22 protein-coding genes are annotated in these 21,289 nt (G+C 63.2%); 6 read left to right on the forward strand and 16 right to left on the reverse strand.

Annotated features, from left to right (window positions below; translation table 11 throughout):
- Positions 1-28: 28 nt before the first annotated feature.
- Positions 29-568, reverse strand: coding sequence for a 50S ribosomal protein L19 (gene rplS, locus NKJ17_RS28115; protein WP_254817835.1), 540 nt, complete (start codon positions 566-568; stop codon positions 29-31).
- 367 nt (positions 569-935) lie between these two features.
- Here rplS and NKJ17_RS28120 point away from each other — a divergent pair, with 367 nt between their 5' ends.
- Complete coding sequence (locus NKJ17_RS28120) at positions 936-1,688, forward strand: sulfite exporter TauE/SafE family protein (RefSeq protein WP_023679781.1); 753 nt, start codon at positions 936-938, stop codon at positions 1,686-1,688.
- On the opposite strand, the gene trmD is transcribed toward NKJ17_RS28120, so the two are convergent.
- Positions 1,670-2,368: a tRNA (guanosine(37)-N1)-methyltransferase TrmD gene (trmD, locus tag NKJ17_RS28125; protein ID WP_352508962.1), complete on the reverse strand. Its 699-nt coding sequence runs from the start codon at positions 2,366-2,368 to the stop codon at positions 1,670-1,672. The two genes, NKJ17_RS28120 and trmD, sit on opposite strands and share 19 nt — an antisense overlap.
- Positions 2,365-2,958 (reverse strand): ribosome maturation factor RimM, encoded by a 594-nt coding sequence (rimM, locus tag NKJ17_RS28130; protein WP_352508963.1) that lies wholly within the window; start codon positions 2,956-2,958, stop codon positions 2,365-2,367. Before rimM ends, trmD begins: the two co-directional genes overlap by 4 nt.
- 115 nt (positions 2,959-3,073) lie before the next feature.
- Between rimM and NKJ17_RS28135 the strand changes: the two genes are divergently transcribed.
- Together NKJ17_RS28135 and NKJ17_RS28140 are read left to right on the forward strand one after the other, a co-directional pair.
- Positions 3,074-4,012, forward strand: coding sequence for a tyrosine recombinase XerC (locus NKJ17_RS28135; RefSeq protein WP_352508964.1), 939 nt, complete (start codon positions 3,074-3,076; stop codon positions 4,010-4,012).
- 85 nt (positions 4,013-4,097) lie between these two features.
- The gene (locus NKJ17_RS28140) at positions 4,098-5,165 is read left to right on the forward strand and encodes a TraB/GumN family protein (protein ID WP_352691059.1); all 1,068 of its coding nucleotides are present in this window, start codon (positions 4,098-4,100) and stop codon (positions 5,163-5,165) included.
- Positions 5,166-5,538: 373 nt separating this feature from the next.
- On the opposite strand, the gene NKJ17_RS28145 is transcribed toward NKJ17_RS28140, so the two are convergent.
- The 11 genes from NKJ17_RS28145 to mdh form a co-directional block, all read right to left on the reverse strand.
- The gene (locus NKJ17_RS28145; protein WP_352691061.1) at positions 5,539-5,880 is read right to left on the reverse strand and encodes a hypothetical protein; all 342 of its coding nucleotides are present in this window, start codon (positions 5,878-5,880) and stop codon (positions 5,539-5,541) included.
- A gap of 30 nt (positions 5,881-5,910) precedes the next feature.
- Positions 5,911-7,317, reverse strand: a complete 1,407-nt coding sequence (gene lpdA / locus NKJ17_RS28150) for a dihydrolipoyl dehydrogenase (RefSeq protein ID WP_352691063.1) — start codon at positions 7,315-7,317, stop codon at positions 5,911-5,913.
- Positions 7,318-7,335: 18 nt separating this feature from the next.
- Positions 7,336-8,091 carry an SDR family oxidoreductase gene (locus tag NKJ17_RS28155; RefSeq protein WP_352691065.1) on the reverse strand — a complete coding sequence of 252 codons (756 nt, stop codon included), beginning with the start codon at positions 8,089-8,091 and terminating at the stop codon, positions 7,336-7,338.
- Positions 8,088-8,543, reverse strand: coding sequence for a hypothetical protein (locus tag NKJ17_RS28160; RefSeq protein ID WP_502896082.1), 456 nt, complete (start codon positions 8,541-8,543; stop codon positions 8,088-8,090). The genes NKJ17_RS28155 and NKJ17_RS28160 overlap by 4 nt, the downstream gene beginning before the upstream one ends.
- A gap of 97 nt (positions 8,544-8,640) precedes the next feature.
- The gene (odhB, locus tag NKJ17_RS28165) at positions 8,641-9,942 is read right to left on the reverse strand and encodes a 2-oxoglutarate dehydrogenase complex dihydrolipoyllysine-residue succinyltransferase (protein ID WP_352691067.1); all 1,302 of its coding nucleotides are present in this window, start codon (positions 9,940-9,942) and stop codon (positions 8,641-8,643) included.
- 29 nt (positions 9,943-9,971) lie between these two features.
- Positions 9,972-12,959 (reverse strand): 2-oxoglutarate dehydrogenase E1 component, encoded by a 2,988-nt coding sequence (locus NKJ17_RS28170; protein ID WP_254817845.1) that lies wholly within the window; start codon positions 12,957-12,959, stop codon positions 9,972-9,974.
- 131 nt (positions 12,960-13,090) lie between these two features.
- On the reverse strand, positions 13,091-13,993 hold the full coding sequence (gene sucD, locus NKJ17_RS28175; RefSeq protein ID WP_352691069.1) for a succinate--CoA ligase subunit alpha: 903 nt from the start codon (positions 13,991-13,993) through the stop codon (positions 13,091-13,093).
- Between the two features lie 49 nt (positions 13,994-14,042).
- The gene (locus NKJ17_RS28180; RefSeq protein WP_352691071.1) at positions 14,043-14,414 is read right to left on the reverse strand and encodes a cupin domain-containing protein; all 372 of its coding nucleotides are present in this window, start codon (positions 14,412-14,414) and stop codon (positions 14,043-14,045) included.
- 32 nt (positions 14,415-14,446) lie between these two features.
- Positions 14,447-14,938 carry a hypothetical protein gene (locus NKJ17_RS28185; protein ID WP_352691072.1) on the reverse strand — a complete coding sequence of 164 codons (492 nt, stop codon included), beginning with the start codon at positions 14,936-14,938 and terminating at the stop codon, positions 14,447-14,449.
- The gene (gene sucC, locus NKJ17_RS28190; RefSeq protein WP_352691074.1) at positions 14,938-16,134 is read right to left on the reverse strand and encodes an ADP-forming succinate--CoA ligase subunit beta; all 1,197 of its coding nucleotides are present in this window, start codon (positions 16,132-16,134) and stop codon (positions 14,938-14,940) included. The genes NKJ17_RS28185 and sucC overlap by 1 nt, the downstream gene beginning before the upstream one ends.
- Before the next feature lie 41 nt (positions 16,135-16,175).
- Positions 16,176-17,144, reverse strand: a complete 969-nt coding sequence (mdh, locus tag NKJ17_RS28195; protein WP_352507328.1) for a malate dehydrogenase — start codon at positions 17,142-17,144, stop codon at positions 16,176-16,178.
- 232 nt (positions 17,145-17,376) lie between these two features.
- On the opposite strand from mdh, the gene NKJ17_RS28200 reads away from it, so the two are divergent.
- Complete coding sequence (locus NKJ17_RS28200; protein WP_352691076.1) at positions 17,377-17,805, forward strand: GNAT family N-acetyltransferase; 429 nt, start codon at positions 17,377-17,379, stop codon at positions 17,803-17,805.
- 26 nt (positions 17,806-17,831) lie between these two features.
- On the opposite strand, the gene zapE is transcribed toward NKJ17_RS28200, so the two are convergent.
- Positions 17,832-19,040: a cell division protein ZapE gene (zapE, locus tag NKJ17_RS28205; protein ID WP_352691077.1), complete on the reverse strand. Its 1,209-nt coding sequence runs from the start codon at positions 19,038-19,040 to the stop codon at positions 17,832-17,834.
- A 144-nt stretch (positions 19,041-19,184) separates the two neighbouring features.
- Positions 19,185-19,724 carry a protease inhibitor Inh/omp19 family protein gene (locus NKJ17_RS28210; RefSeq protein ID WP_352479663.1) on the reverse strand — a complete coding sequence of 180 codons (540 nt, stop codon included), beginning with the start codon at positions 19,722-19,724 and terminating at the stop codon, positions 19,185-19,187.
- Between the two features lie 313 nt (positions 19,725-20,037).
- Between NKJ17_RS28210 and NKJ17_RS28215 the strand changes: the two genes are divergently transcribed.
- Entirely contained in the window at positions 20,038-21,048 is a 1,011-nt protein-coding gene (locus NKJ17_RS28215) for an MBL fold metallo-hydrolase (protein ID WP_352691078.1), read from the forward strand.
- 71 nt (positions 21,049-21,119) lie between these two features.
- The gene (locus NKJ17_RS28220) at positions 21,120-21,281 is read left to right on the forward strand and encodes a DUF1328 family protein (protein ID WP_031195454.1); all 162 of its coding nucleotides are present in this window, start codon (positions 21,120-21,122) and stop codon (positions 21,279-21,281) included.
- Positions 21,282-21,289 lie beyond the last annotated feature (8 nt).

Genomic DNA, 21,289 nt, shown 5'->3' on the forward strand with positions numbered 1-21,289 from the left:
TTCCGAAACCATGGGTTTCGACGACGCCTTATTCGGCGGCAGCTGCCTCCGCGGCCTTGGCGGCCTCGTCGGCGGCCTTCTTCTCGGCGGCGTCCTGCGCCGCCTTCTCAGCGGCCAGCGCCTGGGCGGCGGCCACCTTCTCGGCCTCGATGCGCGCCTTCTCGGCGTTCAGCGCATCGCGCTCTTCATCGTTGAGCTTGCGGGCGCGCACGCCGGTGTTTTCCGAAATACGCGCCGACTTGCCGCGACGGTCACGCAGATAGTACAGCTTGGCGCGACGCACCTTGCCGCGGCGCACGATCTCGACGCCCTCGACCATCGGCGAATAGACGGGGAACACCCGCTCCACGCCTTCGCCGTAGGAGATCTTGCGGACGGTGAAATTTTCCTGGAAGCCGGCACCGGCGCGGGCGATGACGACGCCCTCATAGGCCTGGACGCGGGTGCGGGTGCCTTCGGTCACGCGGACCTGAACGCGCACGGTATCGCCGGGCTGGAATTCGGGGAGCTTGCGCTTGGCTTCGATCTTGGCGGCCTGCTCGGCCTCGAGCTGACGGAGGATGTCCATCTCAAAATCCACTTCTTGTTCTTCCGACAGTCAGAGCGTCCGACACTCGCCTTGCAGTCGCATCGACCGCTCGGCTATGCCCTTCGTTCGAGAACTTCTGTTCGAGAACATCGGGCAGGGGCGACTACACCGTCATTGTTGACGGGCCAGAAGATCGCTCTTGGCAGATTTTCTTCCGGTTCGGCGCGCACATACAGCTATTTCGGCGCTTTGTCACGCCTTCGCTGGCTCTTTTTTGGCGCTGCTTCTTTTTGGCTGGCGCCGCTGTGGCAATCCCGTGATCGCTTGTGGTCCAGGGGGTTGCGCCCGCGCGTCAAGCTTTCTAAGCCGGAAGATAAGCATTTTTCCTCCAGCGACGACACCCCTCATGCCAATCTTGGACGCGGTCCTGCTCTTTCTCGCCGGCTTTCTATCAGGCGCGGTCAACGCCGTTGCCGGCGGCGGCACGTTCATAACCTTTGGCGCCATGACCCTGGCCGGCCTGCCGCCGATCGTCGCCAACGCGACATCGTCGGTGACGCAATTTCCTGGCTATATCACCTCGACGCTGGCCTATTGGCACGACATCAAGCATTTCTGGCGCGGCGCACTGCTGCTCAGCCTCATTTCGGCTCTCGGTGCGCTGTCTGGCGCGCTCATCCTTCTAGGCCTCGACAACCCGTCGTTCCGCGCCTTGGTGCCGTGGCTGCTGCTGGCGGCAACAGCGTTGTTCGCTGCCGGGCCATGGCTGAAACCGGCGCCCAAGCCGGAGCATGAAGCCGCGGTGGGTTCGCTGGTCGGGTCGCTGGCGCAGTTCGCCACCGCCGTCTATGGCGGCTTCTTCGGCGCCGGCATGGGCGTCATGATGCTGGCGACGCTCGGTCTCACCCAGTCCGGCGATTATCATCGGCTGAACGCATTGAAGAACATGCTGGCCGTGGTCATCGCTGCGGTTGCCATCCTGGTCTTCGTCTCTGGCGGCGTCATCGCCTGGCTGCAGGCGATCATCATGATCCCGGGTGGCGCGCTCGGCGGCTATGCCGGCGTCTGGATCGCCAGGCGCGTGCCGCAGAACGCGGTGCGCGGCTTCGTCATTGCCGTCGGCCTGTTCCTGGCCTTCTACTATTTCGATAAGGGCTGAGCGGCTAAAAGATCCGGCCGTCGCTCCTTCGTCAGCCTCTCCGCTTCGGCCCGCCGCCACGCCGCGATCTTGCTGTGATTGCCCGAAATCAACACTTCGGGAATCGGCCGGCCCTCGAATTCCTGCGGCCGCGTATAATGCGGATGTTCGAGCAGGCCGTTTTCAAAGCTCTCTTCCTCGCCCGATACCGCATTGCCCATCACGCCGGGCAGCAGGCGCACCACGGCGTCGAGCAGCACGAGTGCCGCCGGCTCGCCGCCGGACAGGATGAAATCGCCGATCGAGACTTCCTCGAGGCCTCGCGATTCGATGACCCGCTGGTCGACGCCTTCGAAGCGGCCGCAGACGATCACCGCACCCGGCCCGGCGGCGAGGTCACGCACACGGCGCTGTGTCAGCGGCTTGCCGCGAGGGCTCATCAGCAGGCGCGGACGTGGATCGCCTGCCGGCGAGGCATGGTCGATAGCGCTGGCCAGCACGTCTGCCCGCATCACCATGCCGGCGCCGCCGCCGGCCGGCGTGTCGTCCACGGTCCGGTGACGATCGCGGGCAAAGTCGCGGATCTGGATCGTTTCGAGCGACCAAATGCCGGTGTCGAGCGCGCGGCCGGCCAGCGACAGGCCAAGCGCGCCGGGAAACATCTCGGGATAGAGCGTCAGCACCGAAGCCGAAAAACTCACCGGTTGCCTCCGGCGTCCCTCGGCCCGCGCGGCCGGCCCTTGGGGTCGAAGCTGTCGCGCTCGGCAGATTCTCCGTCCTCGACCAACCCTGCCGCAGCCGGATCGATGCGGACAAAGCCGCCGGCGATCGACACTTCCGGAACAGCGGCCCGCGTGAACGGGATAAGCACGCCTTTGCGCCCCGCCAGCGTCACGTCGAGAATGTCGCCGCCGCCAAAATTATGCACGGCGACGACCTTGCCGATAATGGCACCGGTGTCGTCCTTGACCTCCAGCCCGACGAGATCGGCGTGGTAGAATTCGTCCTCTTCGCCCTCATCAGGCAACACCGAACGGTCGACGAACAATTCGGTGCCGGCAAGCGCCTCGGCGGCATTGCGATCGTTGACGCCTTTGAAGCGCACCACCACGACGGTGTTGGCAGGCCTGATGTCGACGATCTGGAAGGCGCGGCCATCCCTGGCGTAGAGCGGACCGTAATCGGCCAGCGCCAGCGGGTCGCCGGTAAAGCTCTTGACGCGCAATTCGCCCTTGATGCCGTGCGCGGCACCGATCACGGCCATCTGGACGGGGTTTTGCGGTTTGCTCATCTGCGGAAAATCCTTTGCCTTGCTCTAACCCCAGCCCATCGTCATTTCAATGATGCCGCTCTTCACCGCTTCCTAACCCGCATGCCGGAAGATGGCGGGGAACTGGAAGAGCGCAATGCAGGAATTCCTCATACCGGCAAAACCCGATCTTCAGGCGGCGCGCGAGGCCTGGCTGAAGATGCTGGCGCGCGAACGCCGGCTGTCGCCCGAAACCGTCGAGGCCTATGAGCGCGACACGCGCCAGTTCCTGCATTTCCTGACCAGCCATTGCGGCGGCTCGCCTGGTATTTCAGACATCGCCGATCTGCGCCCAGCCGATCTGCGCGGCTTTCTCGCTGCCCGCCGTGCCGAGGGCGCCGGTGCCCGCACGCTCGGGCGCGGGCTGGCCGGCATCCGCTCGCTGCTGCGTTTCCTGGAACGGCGCGGCCTCGCCAATGCGGCAGGTGCGGCAGCCTTGCGCGCACCGCGGCAGCCGAAATCGCTGCCCAAGCCGCTGACCGCAAGCGATGCAAAACACGTCGTCTCGGTGGAAGGCCAACTGGCGGAGGAGCCGTGGATTGCCGCGCGCAACGCCGCCGTGCTGACTCTGCTTTATGGGTCCGGCTTGCGGATCTCCGAGGCGCTCGGCCTGTCGGGCGCCGATCTATCCTCACCTGGTGATACTGTGCTGCGCGTCACCGGCAAGGGCGGCAAGACGCGGCTGGTGCCGGTGCTGCCGGTAGCGCTGCGGGCGATTGCCGAATACCGCCGCCTCTGCCCCTGGCATCTCGATCCCAAGGGCCTGCTGTTTCGCGGTGCGCGCGGCGGCCCGCTGAACCCCGCGATCGTTCAGCGCGACATGGCCAAGCTGCGCTCGGCGCTCAACCTGCCCGACACCGCGACGCCGCATGCGCTGCGCCATTCTTTCGCCACGCATCTGCTTGGGCGCGGCGGCGACCTGCGCACCATCCAGGAGTTGCTCGGCCACGCCAGCCTGTCGACAACCCAGATATACACCGGCGTCGACACCGCGAGGCTGCTCGAGATTTACGAAGCAGCTCATCCTCGTGCGTGATGGACGCTTGAATAGGTGACGATCTCGCAACAATTTTGATGCGCTGATTAACCGTTTTGCCGCTTTTTGCGCCTAGAAGCGCAGCATGAAACGCCTCATCGCCATCGCCGACCGCGCGACCCAAGTGTCGCTGAAGCTGCTCGTCGCGCTCAACGCCCTGTTTTTCCTCTCCTTCCTCATCATCGCGCTGCTCGCCGCGGGCAAGGCACGCGCCGAGGCCCCGGCCTGCACCGGTACCGATATGCTCAGCGCGTTGCAAAAGAACGACCCGGCTGGCTACCGCAAGATCGAGGCGGACGCGGCAGCAACACCGAACGGCAAAGGCTTGCTGTGGAAGCTGGAAAAATCGGGCGAAAAACCGTCCTTCCTGTTCGGCACCATGCACCTTACCGACCCGCGCGTCACCACGCTGCCACCCGCCGCGCAGAAGGCGTTTGATGCGGCTGGCACCGTCATCATCGAAACCACCGAAGTGCTCGATAAGCAGAAGATGATGGCAGCATTGCTGAAAGAGCCGGATCTGATGATGTTCACCGACAAGACGACGCTTTCGTCGCTGCTGTCGCCAGAGGACGCGGCGGTGGTCGACAAGGCGCTCGACGCGCGTGGCATCCCGCCAGCGACTGTCGCCAAGATGAAACCTTGGTTGCTGTCGGCGATGGTGGCGCTACCAGCATGCGAAGTCGCCCGCCAGGCTGGCGGCGCGCCGGTGCTCGACGTCAAGCTTGCCAAGGACGCCGAGGCTGCGGGCAAATCAGTCGAGGGGCTGGAGACAATCGCCGACCAGCTGCGCGCCATGGCTTCGCTGCCGATCGCCTTTCACCTGAAGGGTCTGGTCGATACGCTGAAGCTTGGCGACAAGGTGAACGACGTCAACGAAACCATGATCGTGCTTTACCGCCGTGGCGACACTGGCATGTACGTACCGCTGTTTCGGGCTGTCGTCCCCGAACAGGTCGACGACCAATCGGGTTACGCCGAATTCGAGCAGACCATGATCACCAGCCGCAACAGGGTGATGGTTGATCGTGCAGCGCCGATCCTCGCCCACGGCAATGTCTTCATGGCGGTCGGCGCCATGCACCTTCCCGGAGCGCAAGGCTTGGTCGAGGGTTTCCGCAAGACCGGCTATACGGTGACTGCCGTCAACTGAACAACACGGCGGAGTTGCACACCGAATCATCGCCACGCCTGGGTCAACCCCTACTCGCGGCGCGACGGCGGACCAGCCGCGCTTCGTGTCAAGAAACTGAAAAAGGTTCGCTTTGGCTCGACCGAACCCATTTTGCGGTGGAAATGCATGCCTGCAAGGGATTCCGGATCAGAATTGCCCTGTTTTCGGCGTTTTCAACGCCTAATGTGAAACCGATTCAACGATTGTACGTTGATGGCTATTACTTGATGTTTTTCATCCACGGAGGACACTTTTATGGCGAACACACCCAATCCGAACGACCCATTCACCTCGCCGGGCTCCGCGCGGCCAAGCGGCGGCGGCAGCGGCTGGCTGATTGCCCTGGTCGTCGTTATCCTGGCAATTGTCGCCTATTATGTTTTTGGAAGACGTAGCGAGGCACCTGCGCCTGCCGAACCGCCCGCAGCCAGCACACCAGCTCCGGCCCCAGCGCCCGCCGAGCCGATGAAACCAGCCGAACCGGCTCCTGCGCCAGCTCCGGCAACACCCGCTCCGGCTCCCGCTCCGGCAGAGCCTGCACCCGCTCCGGCCCCTGCGCCAGCCCCGGCCCCGGCACCAGCACCTGCCCCGGCTCAGTGATCAAACTGCTGATTTGATATATGAACGGCCCGCTGAAAAGCGGGCCGTTTTGTTTTTGGGAGCAGCCGTCGAGGGCTTTGGACGTTTCAGCCAATCTCTAAGGTTTGCGATTCACCGCGTTTGCTCAGATATGGATCGGCTTGAAGAACGTCGCCAATGCCGCCTCCTTTACCGCTTCCGACATTGTCGGATGGGCGTGACAGGTGCGGGCCAGGTCTTCCGACGAGCCGCCAAATTCCATCAGCACGGCCGCCTCGTGGATCATCTCGCCGGCGCCGAACCCGACGATGTGGACGCCGAGCACACGGTCGCTGGCCTTGTCGGCCAGGATTTTCACAAAGCCGTCGGTATGCAGCATGGCGCGCGCGCGGCCATTGGCGCTGAACGGGAATTTTCCGGCCTTGTAGTCGACGCCGGCTTTTTTCAATTCTTCTTCGGTCTTGCCGACCGAGGCGATTTCCGGCGTGGTGTAGACGACGCTCGGAATCACGTCATAGTTCACATGCCCGGCCTGGCCGGCGATGGTTTCGGCCACCGCCACGCCCTCGTCCTCAGCCTTGTGTGCAAGCATCGGTCCGGCGATGACATCGCCGATGGCATAGATGCCAGGCACGTTGGTCCTGAGATGGCCGTCGGTCTTGACCCGGCCGCGCTCATCGACGTCGACGCCGGTCTCCTTCAGCCCGAGAGCGTCCGAATAGGCCCGTCGTCCCGTCGCAATCAGCACCGCGTCCGCCTCGATCGTCTCGGCTGCTCCGCCCTTGACCGGCTCGAAGGTGACAATCGCTCCCTTCTTGGCCTTGGCGACGCCGGTCACCTTGGCGCCCAGCCTGAACTCAAATCCCTGCTTCGACAGCAGGCGCTGGAACTGCTTGGAGACCTCGCCATCCATGCCGCCCAGGATGGTGTCGAGGAACTCGACCACGGTGACCTTGGCGCCAAGCCGCGCCCAGACCGAGCCGAGCTCCAGACCGATGACACCGCCGCCGACCACCACCAGATGGCCCGGCACCTTGTCCAGCGACAGCGCGCCGGTCGACGAGATGATCACCTTCTCATCGAAATCGACCTTGACGCCGGGAATGCCGGCGACGTCGGAGCCGGTGGCGATGACGATGTTCTTGGTCTCGATCTCCTCGACCTTGCCGTCATCGGAGGTCACCGACACCTTGCCGGCCGCAACTACCTTGCCGGTGCCACGAAAACTGTCGATCTTATTCTTCTTGAACAGGAAGGCGACGCCATTGACGTTGGCCGTTACCGTCGCATCCTTGTGTGCCATCATCTTCCCAAGGTTGAGCTTGGGCGCGCCGATCTCGACGCCGAGCGCCTCGAAGGAATGGCCGGCCTCGGCAAACATCTCGGACGCATGCAGCAGCGCCTTCGACGGGATGCAGCCGATGTTGAGGCAGGTACCGCCGAAGGTCGGGTCCTTTTCGACCACCGCCGTCTTCAGACCGAGCTGCGCCGCCTTGATGGCGCAGACATAGCCGCCTGGTCCCGATCCGATGATAACGACATCATAGGCCATGATACTGTCCCTTTTGCTTTAGCGGCCGCCGCCGATTTCCAGATTGGCGCCTGTTGTGTAGGACGCCTCGTCCGACAGCAGCCACAGAATTGCGGCTGCGACTTCCTCGGCGGTGCCGACGCGCTGCATGGGCACCACCTTGCGCATTCTCTCGGCGCGATCCGGCTGACCGCCGGAGGCATGAATTTCGGTGTCGATGATGCCCGGGCTGACCGCGTTGACACGAATGCCTTCGCCGGCCACTTCGCGGGCAAGCCCGATGGTGAAGGAATCGAGCGCGCCCTTCGAGGCGGCGTAGTCGACATATTGACCCGGCCCGCCAAGCCTTGCCGCGATCGAAGAAACATTGGCGATGGCGCCACCCTTGCCGCCATGCCTGGTCGACATCCGCTTCACCGCCTCGCGGGCGCAAAGCATCGGCGCGATCACATTGATGCGCATCATGCGCTCCAGCCTTGCAGCGCTAAACTCGTCGACGCGCGCGCTCTGGTCGACCACGCCGGCATTGTTGACGAGCGCGTCGAGCCGACCGAAACGGGCATCGACAGCCTCGAACATGGCCAATACGTCCGTCTCGCTGCCGACATCGGCCTTGACTGTGAAGGCTTCTCCGCCAGCAGCCTCGATGTCGGCGACCACCGTTTCGGCGGCTTTTGCATTCGACGCGTAATTGACCGCAATGCGATAGCCGGCCTTGGCGGCAAGCCTGCATGTAGCGGCGCCAATGCCGCGGCTACCGCCGGTCACCAGCAGGATCTTTCCGCTCGCGCTCATTCCTGACATCCCTTCAGGGCAAAGACGTCCCAGGGCACCCTGGAAAAGCCGTTGGCGCCATAGGCCGCCGACATCTGCAACGACGCTCCCAAGTCAGGCAAGATCAGCTTCTTCGGCGCATCCTTTCCTTCGCCCGGCAGCAACGCGATATTGCCCTGGTCGTCGGCAGTGTAGATGACGCTCTCCCACACCGTGCAGGCGGCGAGCTCGTCGCCGGTGACGTCGCCGGCCGGGCATTTATACATCAGCGACCCATGCGGCCGCGCCACGCCCTCCGTCCACATGACGATGCCGTCGAGCACGACGCCGTTGTCGAGCACCATCTTGAAGGTATTGGTGACGGTAGCCGACCCCATGGTCGGCCTGAAATCGATCTCGGCGGCGTTCTCAGGATCGCCATAGACGGCCAGTTCGAGCGGGCAGGCGGCAAGGGCCGCGGAGACCGTCTGCACGCCGAGTGCGCAGATTGTGACAAACAAACCGGACCGGAAACGGCACGAACTCATCCGGCGGCGCAGATCCATGCTCCGGCCCACGTCGGCCGCCCCCTTAGAGGTCGAGCACCAGCCGCTCAGGATCCTCCAGGCTTTCCTTGACCCGCACCAGGAAGGTCACCGCTTCCTTGCCGTCGACGATGCGGTGGTCGTAGGACAGCGCCAGATACATCATCGGCCGGATGACGATCTGGCCGCCGACCACCACCGGCCGCTCCTGGATCTTGTGCATACCCAGAATGCCGGACTGCGGTGCATTGAGGATCGGCGTCGACATCAGCGACCCGTAAACGCCACCGTTGGAAATCGTGAACGTGCCGCCTTGCATATCGGCGACGGAAAGCTTGCCGTCGCGCGCCGCAAGCCCCAGCCTGCCGATGTCCTTCTCGATTTCGGCGATGGACATCTGGTCGGCATTGCGCACAACCGGCACGACAAGGCCTTTCTCTGTACCGACGGCAACGCCGATATGAGCGTAGTTCTTAAAGATGATGTCGGTGCCGTCGATCTCGGCATTGACCGACGGGATCTCCTTCAGCGCATGGGTGACGGCCTTGGTGAAGAAGCCCATGAAGCCGAGCTTCACGCCGTGCTTCTTCTCGAACACGTCCTTGTATTTGCTCCTCAGCGCCATCACCGCGCTCATGTCGACCTCGTTGAAGGTGGTCAGCATGGCGGCGGTCGATTGCGCTTCCTTGAGGCGCCGCGCAATGGTCTGGCGCAGCTTGGTCATGCGCACGCGCTCCTCGCGCGACGCATCGTCGGCAGCGGACGGCGCGCGCGCGGCAACGGGTGCCGGTACAGGCGCGGCCTTGGGCATTTCTGCCGGCTGCGACGGCGCGCCCCTGGCGATAAGGTCGAGCACGTCGCCTTTCAGCACCTGGCCGCGCTTGCCCGAGCCCGACACCTGGTCGACCGCGAGATTGTGCTCGGCCAGCAGCTTTGCCGCCGACGGCGCCGGCGGCATGGTGCGCGTCTCGATCGCGCCGGCGTCGCCGGCAATCTTGGCCGTCTCGGCCGCAGCCTGCTTGACGCTCGAGGCCGCAGTCGGAGCCGAGGCCTGCGACACCGCCTCCTGCTTCGTTGCCGGAGCGGCGGCGGCATTGGCTGCCGCGCCGGCGCCTGCCGAAATCGTGCCGAGCAGTGCGCCGACGCCGACCGTCTCGCCTTCTTTGACGGCGATCTCGGCGAGCGTGCCCGCGGCGACGGCCGGCACTTCCACCGTCACCTTGTCGGTTTCGAGCTCGACGAGCGGCTCATCGGCGGCGATCGCGTCGCCGACCTTCTTGAACCACTTGCCGATGGTCGCCTCGGTGACTGACTCACCAAGTGTCGGAACGCGGATTTCGGTTGCCATTGTGCCTGTCCGTTTCTTTCGGTTCTGTTCTATTCACCAAGCGCGTCGTCGAGCAAGGCGGCAAGCTGGGCGAGATGCTTCGACATCAATCCGGTCGCCGGCGAGGCGGCGGCCGGCCGGCCGGTATAGCGCACCCGCTGATGCTTGGCGTCGATATGTGCCAGCACCCATTCGAGATACGGGTCGATGAACGACCAGGCGCCCATGTTCTTGGGCTCCTCCTGGCACCACACCATCTCGGCATTACGGAAGCGCGACAGTTCGGTGATCAGCGCCTTGGCCGGGAACGGATAGAGCTGCTCGACGCGCAGCAAATAGATGTCGTTGATGCCGCGCTTCTCGCGCTCTTCGTAGAGGTCGTAATAGACCTTGCCCGAACAGAGCACGACACGGCGGATTTTCGAATCCTTGGTGAGCTTGATGGCCTGGCCTGACAGCAGCTGCGCGTCGTCCCACAACAGCCGGTGAAAGGCGCTTTCGCCCGACATTTCCGGCAGCGTCGACACCGCCCGCTTGTGGCGCAGCAGCGACTTCGGCGTCATCAGGATCAGCGGCTTACGGAAGTCCCGCTTCAATTGCCGACGCAAGATGTGGAAGTAATTGGCCGGCGTCGTGACGTTGGCGACCTGCATGTTGTCTTCGGCGCAAAGCTGCAGGAAGCGCTCGAGCCGGGCCGACGAATGCTCAGGCCCCTGGCCTTCATAGCCATGCGGCAGCAGGCAGACGAGGCCCGACATTCTGAGCCATTTGCGCTCGCCCGACGAGATGAACTGGTCGAACACCACCTGGGCGCCGTTGGCGAAGTCGCCGAACTGCGCTTCCCACAGCGTCAGCGCCTTCGGCTCGGCCAGCGAGTAGCCATATTCGAAGCCGAGCACGGCCTCTTCCGACAACATCGAGTTGATGACCTCGAAGCCGGCCTGCGCCGCCGACAGATTGTTGAGCGGGATATAGCGTGTCTCGTCGCGCTGGTCGTAGAGCACGGAATGGCGCTGCGAGAAGGTGCCGCGCTCCGAATCCTGTCCGGACAGCCGGATCGGATTGCCGTCGAGCAGGATGGCGCCGAAGGCCAGCGCCTCGGCCGTCGACCAGTCGATGCCTTCGCCGGACTCGATCGCCTGGCGGCGATTGTCGAGGAAGCGGATGATCGTCTTGTGCGCCTCGAAATCCTTCGGCACCTCGGTCAGTTTCTTGCCGATCTCCTTCAGCGTCTTGACCGGCACGGCGGTCTTGCCGCGCCGCTGTTCGTCCTGGTTGTCGGCCGAGCGCAAGCCGGACCACGCGCCGTCCAGCCAGTCGGCCTTGTTCGGTTTGTAATGCTGGCCGACCTCGAATTCCTGCTCGAGATGCGCCCGCCAATCGGCCTTCATCTTTTCGAACTCGGCCTGGGTGATGTGGCCTTCGGAAATCAGCCGGTCGGCATAGATCTGCACCGTCGTCTTCTGGTTGCGGATCTTGCGATACATGATCGGCTGGGTGAAGGCGGGCTCGTCGCCCTCATTGTGGCCGAAGCGGCGGTAGCAGAACATGTCCACCACGACAGGCTTGTGGAACTTCATGCGGAATTCGATCGCCACCTTGGTGGCATGGACCACGGCTTCCGGATCGTCGCCGTTGACGTGGAAGATCGGCGCCTCGATCATCTTGGCCACGTCGGACGGATAGGGCGACGAACGCGAAAAGCGCGGGTTGGTGGTGAAGCCGATCTGGTTGTTGATGATGAAATGCAGCGTGCCGGCGACGCGGTGGCCGCGCAGGCCGGACAGGCCGAGGATTTCGGCAATCACGCCCTGGCCGGCAAAGGCGGCGTCGCCGTGCAGCAGCAACGGCAGCACCTTGGCACGCTCCTCCAGCGGCACGATCTCCTCGCGGCTGCGGCCGAACAAATAGTCCTGTTTGGCGCGCGCTTTGCCCATCACCACCGGATCGACGATTTCCAGATGCGAAGGATTGGCGGTCAGCGACAGATGCACCTTGTTGCCGTCGAACTCGCGATCCGACGAAGCACCGAGATGGTACTTCACGTCGCCCGAGCCTTCGACCTCGTCGGGCGCGGCCGAGCCGCCCTTGAACTCGTGGAAAATGGCGCGGTGCGGCTTGGCCATCACCTGTGACAGCACGTTCAGCCGGCCGCGATGCGCCATGCCGAGCACGATCTCCTTCATGCCGAGCTGGCCGCCGCGCTTGATGATCTGCTCCAGCGCCGGGATCAGCGACTCGCCGCCATCAAGGCCGAAGCGCTTGGTGCCCTTGTACTTGACGTCGATGAATTGCTCGAAGCCTTCCGCCTCGACAAGCTTCTGCAGGATCGCCTTCTTGCCGGCTGCGGTGAAGGAGATCTCCTTGTCGGTACCCTCGATGCGCGCCTGGATCCAGGCCTTCTCCTCGGGATCGGAAATATGCATGAATTCGACGCCGAGCGTCGAGCAATAGGTCCGGGTCAGGATATCGAGCATCTGTCGGATGGTGCCGAATTCCAGCCCGAGCACATTGTCGAGGAAGATCGGCCGGTCGTAGTCGGCTTCGGTGAAGCCGTAATTCTCCGGCGACAGCTCGTTATAATCCTCCAGCGGCTTGGCAATGCCAAGCGGATCGAGATTGGCGTGCAGGTGGCCGCGCATGCGGAAGGCGCGGATCATCATGATGGCGCGGACGGAATCGCGCGTCGCCTGATGCACGTCGGCGTCGGAAAGCGCTGCGCCGTTGCCGGCTGCCCTGTCCTTGACCTTCTTTTCGATGTGCTTTTCGACCAGGCCCCAATTGCCGTCCAGCGCCGAGACCAGCTCGCCATTGGCCTGCATCGGCCAGGAGGGCTTGGCCCAAGACGCGCCCTTGGCGTTCCTGCGCACGTCGCCGGCGTCATCCTTCAGCGCCGCGAAGAAGTCCTGCCATTCGGGATCGACCGAAGCGGGATCGTCCTCGTAGGCGGCATAGAGCGCGTCGATATAATCGGCATTACCGCCATAGAGGAAAGAGGTAAGCGAAAACTGGTCGTTGGCCTGATCTTGTCTTGCCATTTTTGTCCGCGGAGCCGCGCTCCGTCTCCTTTTCAGAGCGAATAGAGAGTAGCGAATAGCGAGTAGGGATTTTCCCTGGTTCGCGCCGTTACTCTGTTCTTACCTATTCGCTATTCACTACTCGCTACTCACTAACCTTTGATCGCCTCGACCAGCGTCGTGCCGAGCCGGGCCGGCGATGGCGAAACCTTGATGCCGGCCGATTCCATCGCCGCGATCTTGTCTTCCGCACCGCCCTTGCCGCCGGAGATGACCGCGCCCGCATGACCCATGGTGCGGCCGGCCGGCGCTGTGCGCCCGGCGATAAAGCCGGCCATCGGCTTGCTGCGGCCGCGCTTTGCCTCGTCCTTGAGGAACTGCGCGGCGTCTTCCTCGGCCGAACCGCCGATCTCACCGATCATGATGATCGACTTGGTCTCGTCGTCGGCGAGGAACATCTCCAGCACGTCTATGAACTCCGTGCCTTTGACCGGGTCGCCGCCGATGCCGACGGCGGTGGTCTGGCCGAGACCGACATTGGTGGTCTGGAACACCGCCTCATAAGTAAGCGTTCCCGAGCGCGAAACAACGCCGACCGAGCCCTTGCGGAAGATGTTGCCGGGCATGATGCCGATCTTGCATTCGTCGGGCGTCAGCACGCCGGGGCAGTTCGGCCCGATCAGCCGCGATGTCGAGCGGTCGAGCCTTGCCTTGACCTTGATCATGTCCATCACCGGTATGCCCTCGGTGATGCAGACGATCAGCGGGATCTCGGCCTCGATCGCTTCCAGGATCGCTTCGGCAGCACCCGCCGGCGGCACGTAGACGACGGAGGCATTGGCGCCGGTCTTCGCCTTGCCTTCGGCAACGGTGGAGAAGATCGGCAGCGTCTCGCCCTTGGCGCCGGTCCAGGTCTCGCCGCCCTTCTTGGGGTGGATGCCGCCGACCATCTTTGTGCCGTGATAGGCGAGCGCCTGTTCGGTGTGGAACGTGCCGGTCTTGCCGGTCAGGCCCTGCACTAGCACCTTGGTGTTCTTGTCGACGAGAATGGACATGGTGGTCCTTTTTAAAAACCGTTGATCGGGGAAGGCCGCACGCTCATGGTCACAACCGCTTCAGGTCGGCGACGGTGAGGTCGCTTTTGGCGTTGCCAGTGTTGAGCGTCGTCGCCGGCTCGAACATCAGCACGACAGGTTCCTCGCTCAGCGAGCGCGGCCGGTGCTCGACGGCGCGCGGCACGACGATGAACTCGCCGCTGCCAAGTTCCACCGTGCCGTCGCGGAAATCGATGGCGATGCGGCCGCGCAGCACCAGGAACGCCTCGTCCTCATTGTCATGTGCGTGCCAGTCGAAGGCCTCGCCGAACTTGGCGATCTTGACCTGGCTGTCATTCACGTCGCCGGCAATATGCGGATCGAAGACCTTCTTGATCTTCGCATCCGCCGCCTCGACGAGGTTTATCTTGTGTGGAGGCATCGCCTAGCGACCTCGACCATGAAGTTCTGTGTTCAAGCTGGGCATTTTTTATTTCCGTGAACGACAGCACCGATCCATTGGCCCTTAGCCTCACGCGTAGTCACCACTTGGATAGGCAGATTGCCGTCTGCGGTCTTGAGCTCCCCGAGGGAATTGGGATCTTCATCCGCCTGGAACCTGCTACCATATCTGGAAAGCAGTCTTTTCAGGATCATATCCGCCGCGAGCTTCGGATTGTCTGTGCCAAAGGAAACCAGGCAATCGCATCTGCCACCCGAATTTCTGATCGAGGCAACGACTTCTGTAGCTTTGTAAATCAGACGTCCCTTCGCGCCGGCCAGGAAGCCGCTATTCCGGGCGGCCGCATTAAACCTGCCGAACCGAGGCGCGGTCGCCGGGCACAGACTCATGAACAAATTCACCCGCTTGCCGATCCAGGCAGGCGATGCCGGATCTTCAGCCGAAGTCGCCGCGCTGGCCCAAAAAGCCATGCCGCAGAGCGCTATGGCCAGCAACCGATGCATCAGTCGCCCTTCACCGCCGCGACAATCTTCTTGGCTGCGTCATCGAGGTCATCGGCCGACACCACGTTCAGTCCACTGTCGTTGATGATCTTCTTGCCAAGCTCGGCATTGGTGCCTTCCAGCCGCACCACCAGCGGCACTTGCAGGCCGACCTCCTTGACCGCGGCGATGACGCCCTCGGCGATGATGTCGCACTTCATGATGCCGCCGAAGATGTTGATCAGGATGCCTTTGACCGCCGGATCCTTGGTGATGATCTTGAACGCCGCCGTCACCTTTTCTTTCGACGCGCCGCCGCCGACATCGAGGAAGTTGGCGGGCTCGGCGCCGTAGAGCTTGATGATGTCCATCGTCGCCATGGCAAGGCCGGCGCCGTTGACCATGCAGCCGATATTGCCGTCGAGCGCGACATAGGCGAGGTCGTATTTCGACGCCTCGATCTCCTTCTCGTCCTCTTCGGTGGTGTCGCGCAATTCGAGCACATCCGGGTGACGGAACAGCGCATTGTTGTCGAACGACACTTTTGCGTCGAGCACGCGAAGCCGGCCGCTCTTCATGACGATCAGCGGGTTGACCTCGAGCAGGCTCATGTCCTTCTCGACAAACGCCTTGTAGAGGATCGGAAACAGCGTGGAGCCGTCCTTGGCGGCGTCGCCGTCGAGCCTCAGTGCGGCGTTGAGCTTCTTCACATCGTCGGCCGTCACGCCCTTTTCCGGGTCGATGGCGACGGTAATGATCTTTTCCGGCGTGTCGTGGGCGACCGCCTCGATGTCCATGCCGCCCTCGGTCGAGACGACGAAGGCGACGCGCCCGACCGAGCGGTCGACCAGGATCGACAGATAGAGCTCGCGCTCGATGTCGGCGCCGTCCTCTATATAGAGGCGGTTGACCTGCTTGCCGGACGGGCCGGTCTGCTTGGTGACCAGCGTGTGGCCGAGCATCTCCTTGGCGTTGGCGACGACCTCGGCCACCGACTTCGCCAGCCTGACGCCGCCCTTGGCATCGGGCCCGAGCTCCTTGAACTTGCCCTTGCCGCGGCCGCCGGCATGGATCTGGCTCTTGACCACATAGAGTGGGCCGGGCAGCGCCTTGGCGGCAGCTTCCGCCTCGCTCGCCTTGAACACCGGCACGCCCTCGGCCACCGGTGCGCCAAAGCCTTTCAGCAGCGCCTTGCCCTGATACTCATGGATGTTCATGCGCTATGTCTCCAGCTTGCTTGGCGGGCTTGGTTACCGGCTTACTTGGCCGCGAGATGTGGAGCGATCTTGACGCAGGCGTCGCACAGGCCCTGCACCGCCGCGACCGAATTGTCGAACATCTTCTGCTCGTTCTTTGTGAGCTCGATCTCGATGATCCGCTCGACGCCGCCGGCGCCGATCACCACGGGAACGCCGACATAGGTGTTCTTGACGCCATATTGGCCGGAGAGGTACGCCGCACAGGGCAGCACCCGCTTCTTGTCCTTGAGATAGGCTTCGGCCATGGCGATGGCCGAGGCGGCCGGCGCATAAAAGGCAGAGCCGGTCTTGAGCAGGCCGACGATCTCGGCGCCGCCGTCGCGGGTGCGCTGCACGATCTGGTCGAGCCGCTCCTTCGAGGTCCAGCCCATCTTGATGAGGTCGGGCAACGGGATGCCGGCAACCGTCGAATAGCGGATCATCGGCACCATGGAATCGCCATGGCCGCCGAGCACGAAGGCGGTGACGTCCTCGACCGAGACCTTGAATTCCTCGGCCAGGAAATAACGGAAGCGCGAACTGTCGAGCACGCCGGCCATGCCGACGACATGGCTCTTGGGCAGGCCGGAAAACTTCTGCAGCGCCCAGACCATGGCGTCGAGCGGATTGGTGATGCAGATGACGAAGGCTTTCGGCGCGTATTTCTTGAGGCCGGCGCCAACCTGCTCCATCACCTTCAGATTGATGCCCAGAAGATCGTCGCGGCTCATGCCGGGCTTGCGCGGCACGCCGGCGGTGACGATGCAGACGTCGGCGCCCTCGATGCCGGCATAGTCGTTGACGCCGGTCAGCCTGGAGTCGAACCCATCGACCGGCGACGACTGCGCGATGTCCAGCCCCTTGCCTTGCGGGATGCCTTCGGCGATATCGAACAGCACGACGTCGCCGAGATCCTTGAGGCCGACCATGTGGGCGAGGGTGCCGCCGATCATGCCCGAGCCGATGAGCGCTATCTTGTTGCGTGCCATGTCAGGATGTTTTCCCTTTGACTATGACGGCGCCCAAATCCTTGACGATTTGATGACGGCGTCGGAGGAAGAGGCCGGAATGCTGCGGAACCGCGAAATTCGCCGCACGCAATAGCCCCGGCCGCACAAAAATTCAAACGATTATTTTGCAGTGAATAATTTCAATCGGTTAGAAACAATGGGGATTACGTAAACGTCAACATTCTGGCGCCGACTAGAGGAATTCTACACAATGGCACTGGAAATCAGAAGGCTGTTTCCTGGCGATGACGCTCTTTTGATGCGGGTTGCCGACGAAGTCTTCGACGAGCCGGTCAGGCCGGATCGGCTCTCCGCCTATCTCGCGGAGCCCGGTCATTTCATGGTCGTGGCCCTCGCCGGCGGCATCGTCGTTGGCCAATGCGCAGCCGTCATCCACCGCCACCCGGACAAGGTGAGCGAACTCTACATAGACGAGGTCGGCGTGGCGCCGGCCTTTCAACGCCAGGGCATTGCGACGAGGATGCTCGACGCCATGTTCGCACTCGGTTGCGAGCATGGCTGTGAGGAGGCGTGGGTCGGCACCGAGCCGGACAATGTTGCTGCTCGCGCACTTTACGAGTCGCGAAAAGAGCCGCGTGGGCAGGCGGAGGGGTTCGTCATGTATGTTTATCGGTTATAGGCGCCGGCGGCAGCGGCCTCTCTTAACTATCCCTCACGCCTAAGCTGCCGTGCCTCGGTCGATGATCCCTGCGCCCTCTGCCTCTCCGCCCAGTTCTCCAGCCAGTCGTGGCTCTGCATCTCGATCAGCCGCGATGCGGTGCGCTCGAACTCGAAGACTTCGTTGCCGCGCTTGGCCGTATAGAGCTGCGCCGGCGGTGCCGCGGCGCTCATCACCAGCCGTACATGATGATCGTAGAGCGTATCGACCAGCAGGATGAAGCGCTTGGCTTCGTTGCGCTTGCCTTCGCCGAGCACCGGCACCCGGTCGATGACAATGGTCGAGAAACGGCTGGCAATGGCAAGATAGTCGCGGGCCCCGAGCGGCCTCTCGCAGAGATCGGCGAACGAAAACCGCGCCGCCTCGCCGGCAGTACGCGGCACCACGACGTGTCGGCCCTTAACCGTCAGCATCGTCTCGGCCGTCGGCCTGCCATGCGTCATCACTGCCCATAGCTCGTCGAGCGCATGGTCGGCGGCGGCATCGGCCGGGGTGATGTAGACCGGCATGCGGCTGAGCTTGTCTAGGCGGTAATCCTTGTCGGCGTCCAGCGCCAGCACGTGCGCGTGGCGCTCCAGGATAGCGACAAACGGCAAAAACAACTGACGGTTCAGGCCGTCGCGGTAGAGATCCTGCGGCGCGACATTGGAGGTGGCGACCAGCACCACGCCATTGGCAAACAACGCCGAAAACAACCTGGACAGGATCATCGCATCGGCGATGTCGGTGACCGAAAACTCGTCGAAGCACAGCACCCAGGCTTCCTCGGCAAGCGCGCGCGCCACCGGCGGGATCGGGTCGTCCTCCTTGACCGTACCCTCTTTACGCGCCTGCCGGTGCTTCTGGATGCGGTCCTGCACGTCGGCCATGAAATCGTTGAAATGCACGCGGCGCTTGCGCCGCACCGGCAACAGCTCGAAGAACATGTCCATCAGCATGGTCTTGCCGCGGCCGACGCCGCCATGGATATAGAGGCCCTTGACCGCCTCGTGCCCCTCGCGCTTGCGGGCGAACAACCACCCCAGCGCGCTTGATTTATGCGCCAGCCGCTTTGCCGATATCTCGTCGATCAGCCGGTCGAGCGCAGCGGCGATCCGCTCCTGCGCCGGATCGCGCCCGATGGCGCCCGTCTCGACCAGATGGTCATAGCGCTGCTTGACGGTCGCATGGGTCTGGAGGCCGTCACGCAGATGCATCGGTCACGTCGTTCCGGAGCAATTCCAAGAAAAGTGTGTAGCGGTTTTCTGTCCGGAATTGCGTAAAAAACAAAAGAGAGCAATTCCAGGAAAAGTATGTAGCGGTTTTCCGTCCGGAATTGCGTACCAATGGGGGCCGTTCTCTTACCTTGTAAGCGAGATCGGCAGGCCGTTGGAAGTCTGGCCGTCGAATTTCTCGCCGCCCGAGGAATAAAGCCGTGCCAGCGTGCCGCCATTCTCGTCATAGAGCGTCAGTTGCTTGCCGGCGACGTTCCAGGATTTGATGCCGTCGATCGGCGCCGGGCAATGCAGCGGTCCGGCGCGGTAGCCCGACCCGAATTTGGTCTGCGGCGTCGCCACCTGACAGCTCTGGCCGGACACGCTTGCTTTCCACACACCAGCGACGCTAGAGGCGGTCAGGTCGGCCGCACCGGCCGGCGCCGTCCCGTCGGGCGGCAGCGAGGCGACCTGCGTGTTCTGCGGCGCAGTCGGAAATTTCGACGGGTCGGCGGCGCCGGGTGTCGCCGGTGGCGGCAACTGGTTTGCAGTCACCTTGCCGGCAGGCGCAGCTTCCAGCGGCGCCGGCTGCTGCTCGTCCATCGATGAGAACCGCGAGGTCGAACAGCCGCTCGCAACGAGCGCGGCCAGCGATACGGCCAGCAGGCCGGTTTTCGAAAATTTCATTCTTCAACCTCCGTCGGATCGAGCTGGGGAAGCCGTCCGCGCAATGTCCCCCTCACCAAGATGGAGAAGGTGGCGAAATTTCAACCCGATATGGTTAAAATACGGTTTGCGCCGCTAATGTTGCAAATTTGTCGCAAAATGCACATTGCCTGAATTGCGTCGCGCCTTGGCCTTTGGCCGGCCTCTCCGGTTGATGCGATACGGCGCGCTGGCGTCAAATCCTTGGCGTTTCCTTGGCGTTCACCTCAATGCTTGTGCGGGCCGGCTCCGGCATTATCTCTTGGCGATCAGCAAACTGCAGGGAGCCGATTTCTTGGCCGCGAGAAAGAGAGCCGCCAACCGCTATTACAGCGGGCCGCCCAGCGATCATTTCGACGGCACCTTGTTCTTCAATCCCGGCGGACGGCCGCCGGGTCGCTTTGCCGATCTGTTGAAGTGGCAACTGAGCCGCGAGCGCTCGAAATGGCCGACGGCGGATCCGAGCCCGTTTCCGCCGGCAAGACCGGTCGAGCGCATCGATGGTTCTGCGCTGCGCCTCACCATGGTCGGTCATTCCTCGCTGCTCGTCCAGACAGCAGGCCTGAACATCCTGACCGATCCGGTCTGGTCGCGGCGTGTCTCGCCGCTCTCCTTCGCCGGGCCGAAACGCGTCAATCCGCCGGGCATCGCCTTTTCGCATTTGCCGCCGATCGACCTCGTGCTGGTCAGCCACAACCATTACGACCATCTCGACCTCGCCACGCTGAAGCGCCTGAAGGCAAAACACGACCCGCTGCTGCTGACGCCGCTTGGCAATGACACAATCATCGGCGCCGCCGTGCCCGGTATGCGGCTTTCCGCGCATGACTGGGGCGACCGAGTCGATATCGGCGATGGCGTCGCCGTCCATGTCGAGCCGGTGCATCACTGGTCGGCCCGCGGTACTCGCGACCGGCGCATGGCGCTGTGGGCGGGTTTCGTCGTCGAGACACCCGACGCAAAGATCTATTTCGCCGGCGACACCGGCTTCCATGGCGGCATCAATTACCGGCTGATGGCGCAAAAGCACGGTGGCTTCCGCCTCGCCATCCTGCCGATCGGCGCCTACGAGCCGCGCTGGTTCATGGCGCCTCATCACCAGGATCCGGAAGAGGCGGTGCAAGGCATGCTTTTGTGCAACGCCGCCTATGCCGCCGGCTGTCACTGGGGCACGTTCCGGCTCACCAACGAGCCGATCGAGGAGCCGCCCAGAAAGCTCGGCGAAGCGCTCGATGCTGCCGGCCTGCCGCGGCAACGTTTTCGCGCCTTGCGGCCGGGCGAAGTCTGGGACGTACCGGAGGTTTAGCGCGGCGGAACCTGAGGCATCACATAGACGTTTGTAGGTTGTTCAAACCTGTCGGTTGCGAGGTGCCTCTTATGATCAGGTGGATTATCATTCTTTTGATTATCGCGGCCGCGGCGAGCCTGCTCGGCATGCCGGCACTGGCCGGAGCCGCCGCTACTGGCGCGCGCATCCTCATCGGCATCGTGCTGATCATCTTCCTGCTGATCGTGCTTGGCGTCTTCGCGGTGACGTGAAAATCACG

Source organism: Mesorhizobium sp. M0208, from assembly GCF_040322015.1.
GTDB lineage: Bacteria > Pseudomonadota > Alphaproteobacteria > Rhizobiales > Rhizobiaceae > Mesorhizobium.

What these genes read in the sequence shown, in the direction of transcription:
- rplS (WP_254817835.1), bottom strand. Translation starts at nt 568, where the DNA reads ATGGACATCCTCCGTCAGCTCGAGGCCGAGCAGGCCGCCAAGATCGAA.
- NKJ17_RS28120 (WP_023679781.1), top strand. Translation starts at nt 936, where the DNA reads ATGCCAATCTTGGACGCGGTCCTGCTCTTTCTCGCCGGCTTTCTATCA.
- rimM (WP_352508963.1), bottom strand. Translation starts at nt 2,958, where the DNA reads ATGAGCAAACCGCAAAACCCCGTCCAGATGGCCGTGATCGGTGCCGCG.
- NKJ17_RS28135 (WP_352508964.1), top strand. Translation starts at nt 3,074, where the DNA reads ATGCAGGAATTCCTCATACCGGCAAAACCCGATCTTCAGGCGGCGCGC.
- NKJ17_RS28140 (WP_352691059.1), top strand. Translation starts at nt 4,098, where the DNA reads ATGAAACGCCTCATCGCCATCGCCGACCGCGCGACCCAAGTGTCGCTG.
- lpdA (WP_352691063.1), bottom strand. Translation starts at nt 7,317, where the DNA reads ATGGCCTATGATGTCGTTATCATCGGATCGGGACCAGGCGGCTATGTC.
- NKJ17_RS28155 (WP_352691065.1), bottom strand. Translation starts at nt 8,091, where the DNA reads ATGAGCGCGAGCGGAAAGATCCTGCTGGTGACCGGCGGTAGCCGCGGC.
- odhB (WP_352691067.1), bottom strand. Translation starts at nt 9,942, where the DNA reads ATGGCAACCGAAATCCGCGTTCCGACACTTGGTGAGTCAGTCACCGAG.
- NKJ17_RS28170 (WP_254817845.1), bottom strand. Translation starts at nt 12,959, where the DNA reads ATGGCAAGACAAGATCAGGCCAACGACCAGTTTTCGCTTACCTCTTTC.
- sucD (WP_352691069.1), bottom strand. Translation starts at nt 13,993, where the DNA reads ATGTCCATTCTCGTCGACAAGAACACCAAGGTGCTAGTGCAGGGCCTG.
- NKJ17_RS28180 (WP_352691071.1), bottom strand. Translation starts at nt 14,414, where the DNA reads ATGCCTCCACACAAGATAAACCTCGTCGAGGCGGCGGATGCGAAGATC.
- NKJ17_RS28185 (WP_352691072.1), bottom strand. Translation starts at nt 14,938, where the DNA reads ATGCATCGGTTGCTGGCCATAGCGCTCTGCGGCATGGCTTTTTGGGCC.
- sucC (WP_352691074.1), bottom strand. Translation starts at nt 16,134, where the DNA reads ATGAACATCCATGAGTATCAGGGCAAGGCGCTGCTGAAAGGCTTTGGC.
- mdh (WP_352507328.1), bottom strand. Translation starts at nt 17,144, where the DNA reads ATGGCACGCAACAAGATAGCGCTCATCGGCTCGGGCATGATCGGCGGC.
- NKJ17_RS28200 (WP_352691076.1), top strand. Translation starts at nt 17,377, where the DNA reads ATGGCACTGGAAATCAGAAGGCTGTTTCCTGGCGATGACGCTCTTTTG.
- zapE (WP_352691077.1), bottom strand. Translation starts at nt 19,040, where the DNA reads ATGCATCTGCGTGACGGCCTCCAGACCCATGCGACCGTCAAGCAGCGC.
- NKJ17_RS28210 (WP_352479663.1), bottom strand. Translation starts at nt 19,724, where the DNA reads ATGAAATTTTCGAAAACCGGCCTGCTGGCCGTATCGCTGGCCGCGCTC.
- NKJ17_RS28220 (WP_031195454.1), top strand. Translation starts at nt 21,120, where the DNA reads ATGATCAGGTGGATTATCATTCTTTTGATTATCGCGGCCGCGGCGAGC.